This is a genomic window from Gimesia algae (assembly GCF_007746795.1).
Lineage (GTDB): Bacteria > Planctomycetota > Planctomycetia > Planctomycetales > Planctomycetaceae > Gimesia > Gimesia algae.
Window position 1 is genome coordinate 4,017,600 of sequence record NZ_CP036343.1, and the last position, 16,356, is coordinate 4,033,955.

Genomic DNA, 16,356 nt, shown 5'->3' on the forward strand with positions numbered 1-16,356 from the left:
GAGTACTTTGAGAGATGCTCTCTCCAAGTCAGCTGTTTGAAAAGGATGTGATGCCAGACACGGTTCTGGCTGGATCGATCGTAACAGTTGAAATGCATTGAATGACCACTTACGGCATAGTGAATAGTTCGGTTATTCACGTTGTGCTGATGCAAAGGGAAGTGCAGAATATCGTGCTCATAACGAAGATCGTGCCGGACGAACCGGTTGCAACACGTGGCAAAAGCAAGGCACCTTTCCCGAACAGTTAAAGCTTGACGATTATTCCGAATATGCCGCCAGCAAATCATACAGTCGAATTTCCGTCAATTTGTGGCACAAACCAAGCCTGGTTTTACGGTTCTGCTGTCGCTGAAATTAGATTCAGAAGTTGATGAGCGGCGGCAAACTGACGTTGCTGTCTGCGCGTCCAATGCAGATCGGTTTTCGCGCCCAGATCCAGTCTTGTGAGCAATTCGTCGCATTGATAGCTTTCAGCCTGTATCAATTCCGACTCTGACCGAGCGACTTCTCGACCGATTCGAGCGAGACCGATACAGATAACACCATCCTGATAAGCAGGAGCGTCTGGCCCCAGATGCCCCGTAATCGAGGCGGACAGAGTTGCTTCTGGAGTCTGTTTCAGCACACCCATAGCCATTTCACGGGCGGTTTCAATACTCACGTCCGTATATTTATCGAGCGTCTCCTGCTGCACTCCCAGCCATTTCATTTTTGTATCCCAGCGGTAGACCACAGCAGAGCCACAAAAGTGTTCTGAAATCCCGGGGATGCTGGTCATAAGCGTGGCGACCAGACCGCCAGTACAACTTTCTGCAAGTACCAGTCTCTGATCGTGTTGCACCAGTGCTGACTTGACCTGCCTTGCAACCTGCATCAAATATTCGGGTAACATCTGGATCTCCAAAAAACAAATTTCGAGGCTCTCGTGATAATTTACACTGCAGATCATCTATTCTACAGTGTGTCCATTGATATTCTGAACGTTTAACATCTGAAAGCAACACTCTTTAAACCATGTCGAGTTCCAAACCAACCCGTGACCTGCGCCCCTACTTTCAAACGCTTGAAGATCTGGAAGGTCCCTTCCAGTGGGAAAATTTCTTTGGAAATGACCAGCCTGTTGTCCTGGATGTCGGCGCGGGTCGTGGATTGTTCCTGTTCAATGCCAGTGGAGAACACCCGGAAAAAAATTTCCTGGGTATGGAAATTGATTATAAGGAAGGAAGGCGAGCAGCGACCCGATTGCTGAAAGCCGAGCGACCTAATGCCCGCATGCTGGGTGGAGATGCCAGAATTGCCTTTGACAAATTCATACCAGATTCGTCAATCTCTGAGGTTCATGTTTACTTTCCCGACCCCTGGTGGAAGAAGCGTCATCACAAACGAAGGATCTTTACGGATGTGTTTGTCAGTCGTATCACCAAAGCCTTAAAGCATGAAGGCCAACTTCACTTCTGGACCGATGTGGAAGAGTATTTTGATCGTGTTACGAACCTCATGGATCATGCCAGCCAGTTTATCCGCCGTGAACCACCCGAAGAAAATCTGCCGGAACACGATATGGACTTCCAGACCAGCTTCGAAAGAAAAAAACGCAGAGAAGGCTGGCAAATTCATAGAGGACTCTGGGAACTGCAGAAACCTGCTGAGTCCTGAGCATCAGTTTTCCAGAATCACCTGTTGTAAATCGATAGGTCGATTGAATTTGACTCGACGGCCCACGTGATACCACCAGATCCCCCTGATCGGGTAGAAGAAGACAGACCGGACAAACTCGTGTTGCTGGCGTAAACCTGCCAGATAAGATTCTTCAAATTCGGGGAAATCCTCAGCCAGTTTAAGATGTTTGACTTTCATCAGGTCCTCAAGCACCGCCTGATGTTTTTCATTCAGAATGCTTGTCTGCTCTACACCAAATGACTGGACGAACCGCCCGGGTGGTGCAGGAAAGATTAATGCCTCGCGATCATTGGCGGTGACCAGGGTGTAATCTTCCTCGAAGATGGTAGTAAAACTATGAAATCTGCCATATGGTGAAAGAGTCGTCTGAAAGAAGGTTGCCTGTGACTCATTCTCCCAGACAATGATATAATTCTGCTGCCAGCGATAAATGCCAACCGCATCAAACTGATTTGACTGGGTCCAGTCCGATTCTGCCCTGCACTTGCCTGTGAGATACTCATCCCAGTCTTCTTCCGGCAATAAAATCAGCTGGGGTGATCTCATATGCTGAATTGCATAGTAAATCAGAAAAGGAATTAATACGAACAGATAACAGAGTATCATTCCTGCCAGTAGTATCAGACCATTAATCAGGTTGGCATTTGCCAGCATATTCCGATTCCGGATGTAATTGAGTATCAGCTGTTAAGATTCAGGACTTTTGTTTATTTTCTCACCCAGCCGATCAATTTTCCAGCCCAGCAGCTTGGCATTAATTTTGTCACTTAAAGCATGACACATCTCCAGAAAAGCATCGGTTGCCCGATCTTCATTCAGTTCATGTGCAGAAAACTGTTTCAAATTCTCCTGGCGTAAGGCGGTGACCTCGTCTAGAAGTATTTGTAACGCCGGACCATCTGAATGCTGATTCCCATCCAGTTTCATCTGTTTATTCTCTATCGCAAGCAGCTGTCTGATGTAGCGATCCAGTTTATGTTCTTTGGCTTTTTCACGTCGTTTCTGAATCTGGCGCCACAGGAGGTATGTCGCGATCAGCATCGAAACGATAAACGATCGCATTCCTTCAGTAACTTCAACAAACTCCGAATTCAGAAAGGGCTTCAGTTCGGGATTATAGATATGATCTGCCCCCACATGCAGTGGAAATCCCTGACTATCCCGGGCAAAGGAATTTCCCCCCTCGATCAATTCATTCAGTTGTAACTGCTTTGAAAAATCCTGATGTAAAATAATGGACGTCACTCCCGAAACCAGATCATCAGAAACCGACTCACGGGCAAGCAGATGTGCGCCACAGGCTACCGTTTGCAGGTCTTGAGGTGGCACTACTGGATCTACCCGGCGGAACATTCCGGCTGGGATTTGATACTTGTCAAAATGGGTTTCTTTGCGGATCAGGGCATCGATATAAGGAATTTCCAGAATCCGATATTTTCCAGTATCGAGCAATTCATGCAGAACAGGTGCCTCGATCCCAACGGTCATAATGGCTGCATCCAGTTGTTTTTGATTGAACTGCTCCTCAATTTCTTCATAAGACAGGTAAGCGGGGGTCATCTCATCCAGACTGAGTTGCGCATGCCGCAAAAGAGGCAGACTGGCGGCAAGGTCTCCCGATCCCTGTTCCCCCAGGGCAATCCGATGCCCCTTCAGATCACCCAGCTTTTTGATCTCGGATTCAACAGGTACGACCACATGTACAACCTGTGAATAAAGATTTGCGATAAAACCGATGCGATCAATTTCCGACTGCTTTTGGGCTCCGGCTTTTTCAGGCTCCGCTTGAAATCCCTTCAGCACATACTCTGCCCCTGGCTGATAGAAACCCAGATCAACCTTTCCACTTCTCAGTAACTCCAGATTTTCCAGCGACCCTTTCGTCTGTTGAATAATTACTTTCGTTCCAAGTTGCTCTTCCAGCAGGCCTTTCAGCTCCAGCGCCATGCTGTAATACCGTCCCTCTGGATGGCCGGCTGCAATGGTGATCTGGTCTGGTAAAGCCGTCAGCCAGCGATAAGTCTGATGTAATATTACGGGTAAAAATATCAATAGCATGACCAGCAGAACTTTGATCATAGACCGCTTCATATCTACCTTCTTCTATGAATTCTCAAAAATAGTAATCCCTGGTTAAATGAGAGAGAATGTGCACAGAATATCATACTCTTTTTAAATAAAGTTTTCCCCATTCGAGACATAAATAGAGGGATCTATGTCCGAATTCGAGACCAGCTTCTTTAAGCCAGGCTCTGTTTCGGGAATTCCCGACTTTGCGGTGCCGTTTGCCTTGGCGCGATTTTTTGGCGAACTATGCTAAGGGACGATACCTCTGTATCATCAGGGCATCATTGTGATTTCCCTGACCCCTTTCCCTTATTTTAATAAGTGAGTGAGTTCCATGTACCGAGTCCTGATCACGGACAATCTTTCGCCAGCCGGTCTCAAAATTCTCGAAGATAACCCGGAAATCGAAGTGGATATTCGTTCCGGCTTATCGCCAGAAGAAGTACGGGAAGCACTCAAGTCGGCAGATGGTATTATCATCCGCAGCGCGACAAAACTCACCGAAGAAATCCTGAAAGACCAGCCCCGGCTCAAAGCGATTGTGCGAGCCGGAGTGGGAGTCGACAATATCGATCGTGCCGCAGCCACGCGGGAAGGGATTGTCGTCATGAACACACCGGCCGGGAATACCACCAGTACGGCCGAGCAGACAATCGCCCTTATGATGGCGCTGGCCCGGAACATCGGCCCCGCGTATGCCACCATGAAGGAAGGCAAGTGGGAACGCAAAAAACTGACGGGAACCCAGGTTGCCGGCAAAACCCTGGCGATTATCGGACTGGGACGTATTGGTCTCTCTGTTGCACAACGTGCTCAGGGACTGGAAATGAAAGTCATCGGCTACGATCCTTTCATGTCATCAGAGCGTGCAGCCGAGTATGGTATTGAACTTTATAAGGAAGTCGATGAACTGGTTAAGTATTGTGACTTTCTGACAGTTCACACTCCTCTGACCGATGAAACACGTGATCTGATTAACGCCGAACGCATCGCCACGATGCGTCCCGGTGTGCGAATCATCAACTGTGCCCGCGGTGGTATTGTCAACGAAGACGATCTGGCAGATGCCTTGGAATCCGGAAAAGTCGCCGGTGCCGCCTGTGACGTATTCACTCAGGAACCACCCGAAAACCGCCGTCTGATCAACGCGCCGAATATGCTCGCGACGCCCCACCTGGGTGCTTCGACTGATGAGGCTCAGGAAATGGTGGCTCTGGAAGCAGCGGAGATTATCACTGACTTCCTGACCAAAAATGAAATCCGACATGCCATCAACATGATTCCCGTTTCAGGTGCCGAGATGGCTGACCTGAAACCACATATTGAACTGGGACACCGGCTGGGACTGTTTTTATCGCAACAAACCAAAGGCAGCCTGAAAAGTGTCCAGCTCCAGTATCGAGGTGAGGTAGCTGACAAACAGACCAAACTGATTACATCCAGCTTTGCAGCCGGACTGCTATCCAATGCCTTTGAAGCAGAGATCAATATCGTCAACGCAACGGTATTTGCCAAAGAACGTGGCATTGAGATTTCCGAATCAAAATCAACTGAAGCCGGCACACTTTCCACTTTGATTACCGCAACCGTCGAAACGGAAGATGGAAAATGCTCTGCCGCGGGTACCATCTTCGGTCAGGACTTCCTGCGTCTGACTCGACTGGATGAGTTCTACCTGGATGGCTACCTGGACGGAAATCTGTTAATTTACCGACATCATGATGTCCCCGGACTGATTGGTTACATTGGCACGGTTCTGGGCAATCACAATGTCAATATCGCCCATATGGCATTAGGACGTCTGCAGAATCAACCTGGCGGTGAGGCGATTGCTGTTTTGAATGTGGATGGTGAAGTTCCTGATGCAGCCATCGCAGAAGTCTCCAGCCACAAAGACGTTTCCTGCGTCAAGCTGATTAAAATGCCCCCGGCGACCGCACCATTGTCCTGGTTGCAGTAAACTGATTTGAATTCCACAGCCGCTTCATTCTGATTTGACCTGTCAGAAGAAGCGGCTGTTTTTTAGTATACATTTCAACCGTCCCTTTGAAAACAGTTGCCTGGGGGGATCCCTCAAGAGTAAAATATCTGCGAAGAAGGTACGCGCCTGAATAATACGCGGAATCTGAAAATTTGAATTGACTGGTAATACAGTTAAGGTATCATTCCCGGCAATTCTTATACTTTGTTTCTTCGTTAAGTCGCTTTGATATTTGACGTACCTGATATTGCCATGACCTTGCTAAGAGTTCTGGAGGGTGGGCGGCATATGATTTCAGCAACGACCAGAAAAGCACAGTCCAGTGCCATGCAGGCGAGTGTATTGGCACTGAACAAGACTTACTCGCCAGTTCACGTGATCTCTGCAAAAAGGGCCTTCTGCCTGCTGAGTAAAGATATTGCAGAAGTCATCAGCGTGGAAGACGGCAGTTTCATGAATTACGACTTCGGTTCCTGGATTGAAATCAGCGAGCTGAGAGCCGAATTTAATGAGCGGAATGAACTGGAAGACTGGATTCTGTCAGTTAATTTTGAAATTCAAGTGCCTCGAGTTGTCCGCCTGCTCCGCTATGACCGGATCCCCAATAACACCATCAAGTTCAATCGTCGCAATATTTTCATTCGAGACAGCTATCGCTGCCAGTACTGTCAGAAAAAGTTCAGCGTCAAACAACTTAGTCTGGATCATGTGATCCCCCGTTCGCACGGAGGTGGTATGAGCTGGGAAAATATTGTCAGTGCCTGCAGACGATGTAACACGAAAAAGGGTGGACGCACTCCTTCCCAGGCGGGGATGAAACTGTTCCAGAAACCAGCCAAGCCCAGCCGTAATCCTGTTTTACTCCAACAAGTAAAACAGGCAAAATATGAGTGCTGGAAAAATTTTGTAGGCTCGAAAGAACTTCTTACCTGTGACTGATCACGCATCATCCCCGCTCTTCCTGCTCCCCTCTTTTTGATCTCCCCAATGATCGGTCTGGCATGAAATGCCCCTTAAAATCGCTAAATCCCCCGATATTATCTCGATGAAATCAGCTGATTTTCAAGGCCATGGTTCCACTCTCCTGGTGAACCGTTTATATTACGACCCTGAAATATAGCCTCTTGCAGCAATCAATATTATTAATCACTCAGGAATCTGGAATGTCGTCTTCTCCGTTAAACGTAGCCATTATCGGTATGGGAACCGTAGGCAGTGGTGTTGCTAAAATACTGCTGGATCGTGCCGAACAAATGACGACTCGTGCTGGACGACCGATTCAACTCAAAAAGGCTGTGGTACGGGATCTGTCCCGCCCGAGAAACGTTGATCTGCCAGCGGAAGTATTGACTGACAGTATCGATGCCGTCCTCCACGATGAATCCATTGATGTCGTCATTCAGCTGATTGGTGGGATCGACCCTGCGTATGACATCATGTTACGCGCCCTCGAAAGTGGCAAAGACGTGGTGACAGCGAATAAAGCACTCCTTTGTGAAAAGGGAGAAAGTCTGTTTCGACGCGCCCGGGAGTTGGGACGCTGTATCTGCTTCGAAGCGGCCGTCGCTGGTGGAGTGCCTCTCATTGAGACCGTCACCCAGGCAATGACAGCCAACCAGATCACTTCCATCGAGGCCATCCTCAACGGGACCAGCAATTACATACTGACAGAGATGTTTTCTCACAATGTGAGTTACGATGATGCTGTAAAAAGCGCGCAGGAAATCGGTTATGCTGAAGCCGATCCAGCCATGGACGTCGATGGGACAGACGCTGCTCAAAAACTGGGAATTCTAGTGCAACTGGCGTTGGGAATCAAAGTTGGCCTGAATCAGTTTCTGCGTCAGGGAATCGACTGCCTGTCGCTGGCGGATTTACAGTACGCCGCAGAGTTAGGTTATACCGTAAAGTTATTGGCCGTCGCCAAGTTATTGGATGGCCAGCTGGAAATGCATGCCCAGCCAACGTTGATCCGGAATGATAACCCACTGGCCCATGTAGAAGATGCCTACAATAAAATCGCCCTCGAAGGTGACGCTGTCGGCAAGGTCTGGCTGTCAGGCATGGGAGCAGGTCAGATGGCGACGGCTTCTGCTGTCGTCGCGAACGTGGTTGATATTGCCGTCGGTAGAGCTGCTTTGACATTTCCCCGACTTGATCTCTGGAACCCTCGCGAGGGAATCAAGATTATGCCGCGCGAGGAAATTTCCCGTCGCTACTTCCTGCGTTTAAACGTGGAAGATCGCCCCCATGTATTAGCCGACATTACGAACGTATTAGGCGACCATGAGATCAGCATCGCCAGCCTGGTTCAGCATGAAGCCCCGGAAGTCGATCCCTCTGAAGAATTCTCGATCGTACCATTGGTGATTATGACCCATCGTACGACGGAAGGTCGCTTTCAGGCCGCCAGCAGGGAGCTGGATGAGCTGGACTGCATCCGGTCTCCCTTTGTGCGCATGCCGGTCAACGACTGATCTGGCCGACTACTCTTTCGTAGCTGGTTTTACAGCCGCATCCTCTTTCTTTTCAACGGCGGGTGCTTCAGATTTTTGCTCTGCTTTCTCAGCCGGCTTTTCAGAATCAGGTTTGGCTTCTGGTTTCTCTTTAGCTTTAGTTGGTTCGTCGCCCACAATGGTTGCCTTTTTGATGTAGTCCAGCATGGGAAATTCTTTTTTCAGATACGTGTTTCCCTCGGCGACTAATTTCATCTGGTCGGGTCCGGTCCCCTGGGGCGCACCTTCTCCATACTCGTTATAAAGTGAATCTACGACATCCATACCCTCGACCACTTTGGCGAACGGAGAAAAGCCCATTCCATCCAGATTGGAATTATCCCCATAGTTAATGAAAAACTGTGTGGATCGTGAGTTGGGCATTCCTGTTTTGGCGAAGGATACATAACCACGTTTGTTCGATTCTACTACAGGATCATCCATGATATTGTTGTCACGCCACTTGGCATGCAGTTCCGGATCACCATTGATGCCAATCTGCGCCATGAATCCGTCAAGGACACGAAAGAATGCCGTGTCATTATAAAAACCCATTTTAACGAGTTCTTTGAATCGTTCTGCTCCCTTGGGGGACCAGTCCGGATGCACTTCCAGTTTAATATTCCCTTTGGTTGTCTCCAGAAGTACCTGATAATTCTCGGCGCTGGGAGGAGCATCTTTTCCAGCTTCGGTAGGAACTTCGCCAGAACACCCAACACAACACAACACAACCAGGCTCAACGCCAGTAAACTAAGACGTAACATTTCTTTCATCCTTATATTATTCAGAGTATTAAAATTAATTGACGAAACTGATCTTTAAGAGTTCTGAATTTTCTGACTGATCTGTTCGAATTCCTGCTTGAGCACAGGCATTGCGCCTGCCTGACTGGCAACCAGGCCTCCCACACGGTTCGCAAATATTGCTGCCTGCTCCCAACCCCAATCCTGCAGCCGTCTGGAGATTAAAGCTGCAGTAAACGCATCACCGGCACCGACGGCATCGGTGACTTCCACAGGAGAACCAGGGATATTAAATTCCTGGCCTTCAGCATAAATCAGACAACCTTCAGCACCACGTGTGATGCAGACCGCTTCCAGTTCGTAATCCTCCTGAATTCGATTCGCAAACTGTCCCAGGCTACCGGTTGATAATCCCAGCAGTTTGCTTATTTCAGCCACTTCATCCTGATTTAATTTGATCATCTTTGCCGCCTCCAGAGAACGCTCAATCCAGCTTCGCTCGTAGTAATGCTGGCGGAGATTCACATCATAAACAATCAGACATTTTTCACTTGTCGCTGCCAGACATTGATGAATGGCCTCGCGCGAAGCTGTTTCTCGCTGCGCCAGTGTTCCAAAACAGACTGCCTGTGAGTGCTGCATCAACGCAGACAGATCGTCATTAAATTCCAGATGGTCCCAGGCAACGTGTTCATGGATTGTATATTGAGGATCATTGGCATCGGAATACTGTACGGTCACAGTTCCCGTTGGAAAGGATTCGTCAATTTGTACATGGTCTACAGACAGTCCCTGCTGTTTCAGGAATTCCAGCAGTTCTTTCCCGAGCGCATCCTGACCGACGCGCGTGACAACAGTCCCCTGACATCCCAGTTGATTTGCCTGAAAAGCGACATTCGCCGGTGCACCACCTGGTCGTCTCTCGTCCTCAAAACAATCCCACAGTAATTCACCTAAACCAATTACCAGTGGAAGCGACTTTATGTTATTCATGAAACTCAGATTCAATTTTGATTCGATTCAATTACACTGTTCCGAGATTACAGCTCAGAAACGGAGTGCCACTGCAATGAGAAGTACAATTTCTCACAACTGATACCATACCATATTCGGGGATATAAATTCCATGCATCGCATTTATGAATACCATCATTTAGTGACTGAAGACGAAATTGACGGATTGGGACATGTCAATAATGTGGTCTATCTGAAATGGCTGCAGGATGCTGCGGTCGCTCACTCGACAGCCAATGGCTGGCCAGGACGTCGGTATCGGGATTTGAAAATCGGCTGGGTCGCACGCAGCCATTTTATCGAATATCTGCAACCCGCATTTCTGGATCAGAAAATCGTGGTGCAGACATGGATCTCCACACTTCAGAAAGTAAAATCTCTCCGAAAATACAGGATACTCCGTCCTGCCGATTCCGAGCTGCTGGTACGTGCGGAAACAAGCTGGGCGTTTGTGAATTACGAAAGTCTCGCTCCCCGCCGTATCCCGACCGAAGTCGCTTCCTGCTTCTCCATTGTTCCTGAATCGGAAGAACCTGAGAAGTGAGAATCCAACATAAATCGCTTCCCCATTTTTTTTAAGGAAGAATCTGACTCAAAACGTGAAATCAAGCAGACAGCATGGTACGCTATCTACAATTCAGATTGTAAGCTGCTCTGGAGCACATCCCATTCAATCATAGAACCTTATTTTGACACTCGCCTCCAGGATCTTGCTTACAGATATTATTCTGAAAACGAACTCATCTCTTATCCATTCACGGTGAACTATGACTGATCAAGTTTATGAAAAGCTGGGGGCATTCTACCTGGGACGCGAATATGACCTGCCTCAAGATCGCCTGAAAGAAGATCTGGTTTTATACGACAGTAAAGACCTGACAACGCACGCCGTGTGTGTCGGCATGACTGGCAGTGGTAAAACCGGGTTATGCCTGTCTCTGCTGGAAGAAGCCGCCATTGATGATATTCCTGTGATCGCCATCGACCCTAAGGGTGATCTGGGAAATCTGTTGCTCAATTTTCCGGATTTAAAACCAGCTGATTTCCGACCCTGGATTGAAGAAAGTGAAGCCGTACGTAAAGGGAAGACACCTGACGAATTCGCCAGCGGGACCGCTGATCTCTGGAAGAAGGGATTGGCCGACTGGCAGCAGGATGGCGCTCGTATTGCCCGACTGCGCGATGCTGTCGACATGGCGATTTACACCCCAGGCAGTAATGCCGGTCTTCCCATTTCTGTTCTGAAATCATTCGACGCCCCGAGTGAAGTGATTTTAAACAACAGCGATGCCCTGCGGGATCGCATTATGTCCGCCGTCTCTGGTCTGCTGGCGTTACTGAAAATCAATGCTGACCCGATCAATAGTCGCGAACATATCCTGCTTTCCAATATTCTCAGCAATGCCTGGAAAGCAAAGCGAAATCTGTCCATCGCCAGCCTGATTCAGGAAATTCAAGCACCTCCGTTTGACAAGATCGGGTTTCTCAACCTGGATATGTTTTACCCGGCGAAAGACCGCATGCAGCTCTCTCTGCAACTCAACAATCTGCTGGCTTCTCCGGGATTTGAATCCTGGATGCAGGGGGAAGCATTAAATATTGAGCGATTGTTAATGACGAAACAAGGCAAGCCCCGCATTTCGATTCTGTCGATTGCACACCTGTCTGAATCGGAACGTATGTTTTTCGTCACCGTCCTGCTCAATGAAGTATTGGCCTGGGTCCGCAGTCAGTCAGGGACCTCAAGCCTGCGGGCCATCCTGTATATGGATGAGGTTTACGGATACTTCCCCCCGACAGCAAATCCCCCCTCCAAAACGCCGATGCTCACCTTATTAAAACAGGCACGAGCCTATGGTCTGGGCGTGGTCCTTTCGACACAAAACCCGGTCGACCTGGACTACAAAGGTCTCTCGAATACAGGCACCTGGTTCATTGGACGCCTGCAGACAGAACGTGACAAAGCACGCGTACTCGATGGGCTGGAAAGCGCATCAGGAACGGCCGGCAGCCAGTTCCATCGACAGGAAATGGAAGCCATTCTGTCTGACCTGGGCAGCCGAGTATTCCTGTTACACAACGTTCATGAAGACGCGCCCGTTGTATTTCAGACAAGGTGGGCACTGTCTTACCTGCGAGGACCGCTGACACGAAACCAGATTAAAACGCTAATGGACCCGCGAAAGCAGGCTATCGCCGAATCAACTCCCGCCCCCGCTGAAACAACTCTCGACACGACTGCTGAACCAGACCTCTCACAGCCCCCGTTGATTCCCGTTGAAATTAAACAGCGAATCTTCACCGCTGCGACGATCGCCCCGACCACAAGCCGGCTTGTGTACCGCCCTGGTCTGATTGGTCTCGCGAAACTGCGTTACGCCGATGCCAAATCAAAGGTCGATCTCTGGCAGGATGTCGCCATGCTGCTGACAGTTACAGGATCAGTACCGGAGTCAATCTGGGAAGCTGCCACATTTATCCCGCCCGGGAACCTGGATTATGACGCAGCGCCTGATTCCCAGGCAATCTTTGCAGAAGTTGACAGTTTACTCACACAAACAAAACAATACCGATCCTGGGAAAAGGAACTTAAGACTTACCTGTACCAGGAACGCCCGTTGAATCTCTGGTTTAGCGCAGATCCAAAACTGTATTCCGATCCCGAAGAAAATGAAGCTGCTTTTCGGGCACGTCTCAAACAACTGATGCGAGAAGAACGTGATCTACAACTGGAAAAGCTGCGGGCAAAGTATTCCTCCAAATTCGATACAATCAAAAACAGAATTCGCACAGCGGAAGAGCGGGTGGCGCGGGAAGAAGCACAATATAGTGATAAAAAGCTGAGTACGTTTCTCTCAATCGGCACGACTATTTTCGGTGCGATCATGGGCAGAAAAGTGGCCAGTGCCACCAACGTCAGAAAAGCATCAACGGCAGCACGCAGTGTGGGACGCGCCGCTAAAGAACATGGTGACATTGGACGGGCGAAAGAGGCTCTGGAAATCCAGCATCAAAAATATGCTGAACTGGAAGACGAGTTTCAGCAGGAGATTGATGAACTGGAAGAGCCGATTCGACCGGAGGATCTGGAAATTGAAGCCTATCCTGTTCGACCGCGGAAGTCCGATCTCATGGTGAATGAAGTTGCATTTGCCTGGCTTCCCTGGTCAGTCGACACGACCGGGATCAGTCAGCCACTCTATCGACTGGAAGAAGAGTAGCAGCAGGATCTATGAACAACCGGAGACAGGGGAAAAGCGACGCTGCTTCACCCCTGCCCTCTCAGTTATTTGACCACAAAGTTGATCAGTCGCCCGGGAATCACAATCGCCTTCACGATGGTTTTACCTTCCAGGTGCTGGGCGATCGTCTCATCTTGTTCCGCAGTCTGCTGCATGGTCGCCTGGTCGGCATCCGCTGCGACAGAAACTTTCGACCGCAGTTTCCCATTCACCTGCACCGGAATTTCTACGACCGATTCCTGCAGCAACGCTTCATCAAATTCGGGCCATGGCTGATAGGCCAGAGATTCTGTGTGCCCCAGTACACTCCAGAGTTCTTCTGCAATATGAGGTGCAAACGGTGAAAGCAGTAATACGAAATCAGACAGAACCGACTTGGATCTGGTTTTCAGCGGCCCCATTGCATTCGTAAATTCCATCATACGACTGATGGCCGTATTGAATGATAACTTTTCGATATCCTCCGATACGGCTTTGATGGTCTTATGCAAAATGCGCAACTGATCTTCATCGGGTGCGTCATCGGTGACGGCCTCGCTTAAGGTAACCTCTTCCTGTCGCTCATCAATGATCAAGCGCCAGACGCGTCCCAGAAATCGACCAACGCCATCCACACCACTCATGCTCCAGGGCTTGGTCGCTTCCAACGGCCCCATAAACATCTCGTACATCCGCAGGGCATCAGCGCCATACTGTTCCACAACGACATCAGGATTGATGACATTTTTCCGTGATTTCGACATCTTATAGGCGCGACTGTTGACAGAGATTTCAGGATGATCAACCAGTACGAAATTCTCACCCTGCTTCTGCACCTGGTCCGATTCCAGGCTGACCATACTAACCGGTGTCCCGGATGATTTTTCGATCCATTTGGTTTCTGAATCATCAGATTCGGCAACATCCTTCGCCGATACCCAGGTGCCGTCTGACTGCTGAAAGCCGGTCAGTTCGATGTCACCTAAAATCATGCCTTGATTCACCAGTTTCTGGAACGGTTCCGAGCAAGTAACATGCCCGCGGTCAAACAACACCTGATGCCAGAAACGGGCGTAAAGCAGATGCAGAACCGCATGTTCGCCGCCACCAATATACAGATCGACGGGCAACCAGTTCTTCTCGTTTTCCGGATCGATAAATCGCTCACTGTTTTTGGGGTCAGCAAACCGCAGGTAATACCAGCAGGAGCCCGCCCATTGAGGCATGCTGTTCACTTCACGCAACAACCGCTTGCCGTCCGTATCTGTTTTATACAACCATTCGTCAGGCGCAGAAGACAACGGCGGTTCGGGAGTCCCCGCAGACTTGTACTCTTTCATTTCGGGAAGTTCCACCGGCAAACTTTCTTCCGGGTCCGGTCGCATCAGACCTGTTATCTTGCCGTCCTCATCCAACTCATGCCAGATGGGAAACGGTTCGCCCCAAAAATGCTGACGGCTGAATAACCAGTCGCGGAGTCGATAATTGACGGCGCCTTTACCAAGGCCCTGCTCGACCAGACGAGCTGTGATCTCTTTTTTGAAATCTGCGGTCTGCATACCATCAAATTCGCCCGAATGAATGGCCGTTCCTATTCCGGAGAAGGGAGTTCGCTTTTCGCCAGCGATTTCCGCCTCCAAAGCCTGCTCCTCTTTCGCAGGTTCGTATTTTGCAGGTGGCTCTACGACAGGAATGATGGGTAAATCAAACTCAACGGCAAATTCCCAGTCGCGTAAATCGTGAGCGGGAACCGCCATGATGGCACCCGTTCCATAACTGATCAAAACATAGTCGGCAATCCAGACCGGAATTTTCTCGCCGTTGACCGGGTTGATCGCATGACTGCCTGTAAACACCCCTGTTTTTTCTTTAGCCAGATCGGTTCGGTCCAGATCGCTCTTGAGTGCGGCCTGTTTGCGATATGTTTCAACGGCTTGCTTCTGCTCAGTTGTTGTCAGGCGATCCACGAATTCGTGCTCAGGAGCGAGTACCATATAGGTCGCACCGAACAACGTATCGGGACGGGTGGTATAGACGCGTAAGACATCCGCTTCCGTGTCTTCCGGGAATCCGGTTTCGCTGCGCGATGATTTCCAGCCTGCGAATCCCTGCTCCAGGTCGGCGTCTGAATCTCCTGAACCCACATAGAAATCAACTTCTGCGCCTTCACTGCGACCGATCCAGTTTTTCTGTAACGACTTGATCGACTCGGACCAGTCCAGTCCCTCAAGTCCATCAATTAACCGATCGCCGTACTTCGTAATCCGCAGCATCCACTGCCGCAATGGAATCCGCTCCACGGGATGTCCGCCCCGCTCACTTTTCCCATCAATGATCTCCTCGTTGGCTAAAACAGTTCCCAGTTTCGGACACCAGTTGACGGGCGCTTCGTGCTGATATGCCAAACGATGTCGGTTCTGATAATGACGGATTGATTCTTCGCCTTCAGTTTTCACTTTTTCGGGAATCGGCAATTCGCTGATGGGGCGGGCGCGACCAACACGCTGTTTTCCATCTGGTCCCGTCCATTCAAATTCTGTATCAAACCACGAATCGAATAACTGCAAAAAGATCCATTGCGTCCAGCGAAAGTAATCCGGATCCGTCGTGGAAAATTCACGACTCCAGTCATAACTGAAACCTAACATCTTCAACTGACGACGAAAGGTATCAATATTTTTCTGAGTTGTAATTTTGGGAGGGGTCCCCGTTTCGATGGCATGCTGCTCGGCAGGCAAGCCGAACGCGTCCCAGCCCATCGGATGTAATACCTGTTTCCCCTGCATACGGGCGTGGCGACAGACGATGTCAGTTGCCGTATACCCTTCGGGATGCCCGACATGCAACCCTTCGCCTGACGGATAAGGAAACATATCGAGAACGTACAGCTTGTCTTTCCCTTCAATAAAATCACCGACTTTGAAGGTTTCCTGCTGATCCCAATAGGTCTGCCATTTGGTTTCAATCCGCTTGGCGTCGTAACGAGGCATTGTGTCCAGTCTTCCTAATCGTTCAAGGGTATGATGACCCGGCTAAAAAATGGTTTTCTGTCCCACCGGGCCAGCATAGCCCGACCCGACATCGTAACAAACAGACAGTAATCCTGTCAGTGATATCTATAGTAATAGAGTAAGTTTAGCCATCCGTAGAA

12 protein-coding genes are annotated in these 16,356 nt (G+C 49.3%); 6 read left to right on the forward strand and 6 right to left on the reverse strand.

Going from position 1 to position 16,356, the window contains the following annotated elements:
* Positions 1-334: 334 nt before the first annotated feature.
* Complete coding sequence (locus tag Pan161_RS14790) at positions 335-895, reverse strand: CinA family protein (protein ID WP_197995305.1); 561 nt, start codon at positions 893-895, stop codon at positions 335-337.
* Between the two features lie 122 nt (positions 896-1,017).
* Here Pan161_RS14790 and trmB point away from each other — a divergent pair, with 122 nt between their 5' ends.
* A complete protein-coding gene (gene trmB, locus Pan161_RS14795; protein ID WP_145228276.1) occupies positions 1,018-1,659 on the forward strand; it encodes a tRNA (guanosine(46)-N7)-methyltransferase TrmB in 642 nt (213 codons plus the stop codon).
* A 3-nt stretch (positions 1,660-1,662) separates the two neighbouring features.
* On the opposite strand, the gene Pan161_RS14800 is transcribed toward trmB, so the two are convergent.
* Together Pan161_RS14800 and Pan161_RS14805 are read right to left on the reverse strand one after the other, a co-directional pair.
* Positions 1,663-2,337, reverse strand: coding sequence for a hypothetical protein (locus Pan161_RS14800; protein WP_145228278.1), 675 nt, complete (start codon positions 2,335-2,337; stop codon positions 1,663-1,665).
* 33 nt (positions 2,338-2,370) lie between these two features.
* Positions 2,371-3,774, reverse strand: a complete 1,404-nt coding sequence (locus Pan161_RS14805; protein ID WP_145228280.1) for a TAXI family TRAP transporter solute-binding subunit — start codon at positions 3,772-3,774, stop codon at positions 2,371-2,373.
* Between the two features lie 310 nt (positions 3,775-4,084).
* Between Pan161_RS14805 and serA the strand changes: the two genes are divergently transcribed.
* From serA to Pan161_RS14820, 3 genes are all read left to right on the forward strand, one after another.
* The gene (serA, locus tag Pan161_RS14810; RefSeq protein ID WP_145228282.1) at positions 4,085-5,710 is read left to right on the forward strand and encodes a phosphoglycerate dehydrogenase; all 1,626 of its coding nucleotides are present in this window, start codon (positions 4,085-4,087) and stop codon (positions 5,708-5,710) included.
* Positions 5,711-6,019: 309 nt separating this feature from the next.
* Positions 6,020-6,670 carry an HNH endonuclease gene (locus Pan161_RS14815; RefSeq protein ID WP_145228284.1) on the forward strand — a complete coding sequence of 217 codons (651 nt, stop codon included), beginning with the start codon at positions 6,020-6,022 and terminating at the stop codon, positions 6,668-6,670.
* 224 nt (positions 6,671-6,894) lie between these two features.
* Entirely contained in the window at positions 6,895-8,208 is a 1,314-nt protein-coding gene (locus tag Pan161_RS14820; protein ID WP_145228286.1) for a homoserine dehydrogenase, read from the forward strand.
* 9 nt (positions 8,209-8,217) lie between these two features.
* Here the strand turns inward: Pan161_RS14820 and Pan161_RS14825 are convergent, their stop codons facing one another.
* Positions 8,218-8,991: a peptidylprolyl isomerase gene (locus tag Pan161_RS14825; RefSeq protein ID WP_145228288.1), complete on the reverse strand. Its 774-nt coding sequence runs from the start codon at positions 8,989-8,991 to the stop codon at positions 8,218-8,220.
* Positions 8,992-9,045: 54 nt separating this feature from the next.
* Positions 9,046-9,963, reverse strand: coding sequence for a carbohydrate kinase family protein (locus Pan161_RS14830; RefSeq protein ID WP_145228289.1), 918 nt, complete (start codon positions 9,961-9,963; stop codon positions 9,046-9,048).
* 133 nt (positions 9,964-10,096) lie between these two features.
* On the opposite strand from Pan161_RS14830, the gene Pan161_RS14835 reads away from it, so the two are divergent.
* Both Pan161_RS14835 and Pan161_RS14840 read left to right on the forward strand, forming a co-directional pair.
* Positions 10,097-10,528 (forward strand): acyl-CoA thioesterase, encoded by a 432-nt coding sequence (locus tag Pan161_RS14835; protein WP_145228292.1) that lies wholly within the window; start codon positions 10,097-10,099, stop codon positions 10,526-10,528.
* A 223-nt stretch (positions 10,529-10,751) separates the two neighbouring features.
* Entirely contained in the window at positions 10,752-13,205 is a 2,454-nt protein-coding gene (locus tag Pan161_RS14840) for an ATP-binding protein (protein ID WP_145228294.1), read from the forward strand.
* 65 nt (positions 13,206-13,270) lie between these two features.
* Here the strand turns inward: Pan161_RS14840 and leuS are convergent, their stop codons facing one another.
* Complete coding sequence (gene leuS, locus Pan161_RS14845; protein ID WP_145228296.1) at positions 13,271-16,195, reverse strand: leucine--tRNA ligase; 2,925 nt, start codon at positions 16,193-16,195, stop codon at positions 13,271-13,273.
* Positions 16,196-16,356: the final 161 nt, after the last annotated feature.

Excerpts from the sequence above, each read along its gene's own strand:
- Pan161_RS14835 (WP_145228292.1), top strand. The coding sequence starts at position 10,097 with ATGCATCGCATTTATGAATACCATCATTTAGTGACTGAAGACGAAATT.
- Pan161_RS14800 (WP_145228278.1), bottom strand. The coding sequence starts at position 2,337 with ATGCTGGCAAATGCCAACCTGATTAATGGTCTGATACTACTGGCAGGA.
- Pan161_RS14830 (WP_145228289.1), bottom strand. The coding sequence starts at position 9,963 with ATGAATAACATAAAGTCGCTTCCACTGGTAATTGGTTTAGGTGAATTA.
- Pan161_RS14815 (WP_145228284.1), top strand. The coding sequence starts at position 6,020 with ATGATTTCAGCAACGACCAGAAAAGCACAGTCCAGTGCCATGCAGGCG.
- Pan161_RS14790 (WP_197995305.1), bottom strand. The coding sequence starts at position 895 with ATGTTACCCGAATATTTGATGCAGGTTGCAAGGCAGGTCAAGTCAGCA.
- leuS (WP_145228296.1), bottom strand. The coding sequence starts at position 16,195 with ATGCCTCGTTACGACGCCAAGCGGATTGAAACCAAATGGCAGACCTAT.
- Pan161_RS14840 (WP_145228294.1), top strand. The coding sequence starts at position 10,752 with ATGACTGATCAAGTTTATGAAAAGCTGGGGGCATTCTACCTGGGACGC.
- trmB (WP_145228276.1), top strand. The coding sequence starts at position 1,018 with ATGTCGAGTTCCAAACCAACCCGTGACCTGCGCCCCTACTTTCAAACG.
- Pan161_RS14825 (WP_145228288.1), bottom strand. The coding sequence starts at position 8,991 with ATGTTACGTCTTAGTTTACTGGCGTTGAGCCTGGTTGTGTTGTGTTGT.
- serA (WP_145228282.1), top strand. The coding sequence starts at position 4,085 with ATGTACCGAGTCCTGATCACGGACAATCTTTCGCCAGCCGGTCTCAAA.
- Pan161_RS14805 (WP_145228280.1), bottom strand. The coding sequence starts at position 3,774 with ATGAAGCGGTCTATGATCAAAGTTCTGCTGGTCATGCTATTGATATTT.
- Pan161_RS14820 (WP_145228286.1), top strand. The coding sequence starts at position 6,895 with ATGTCGTCTTCTCCGTTAAACGTAGCCATTATCGGTATGGGAACCGTA.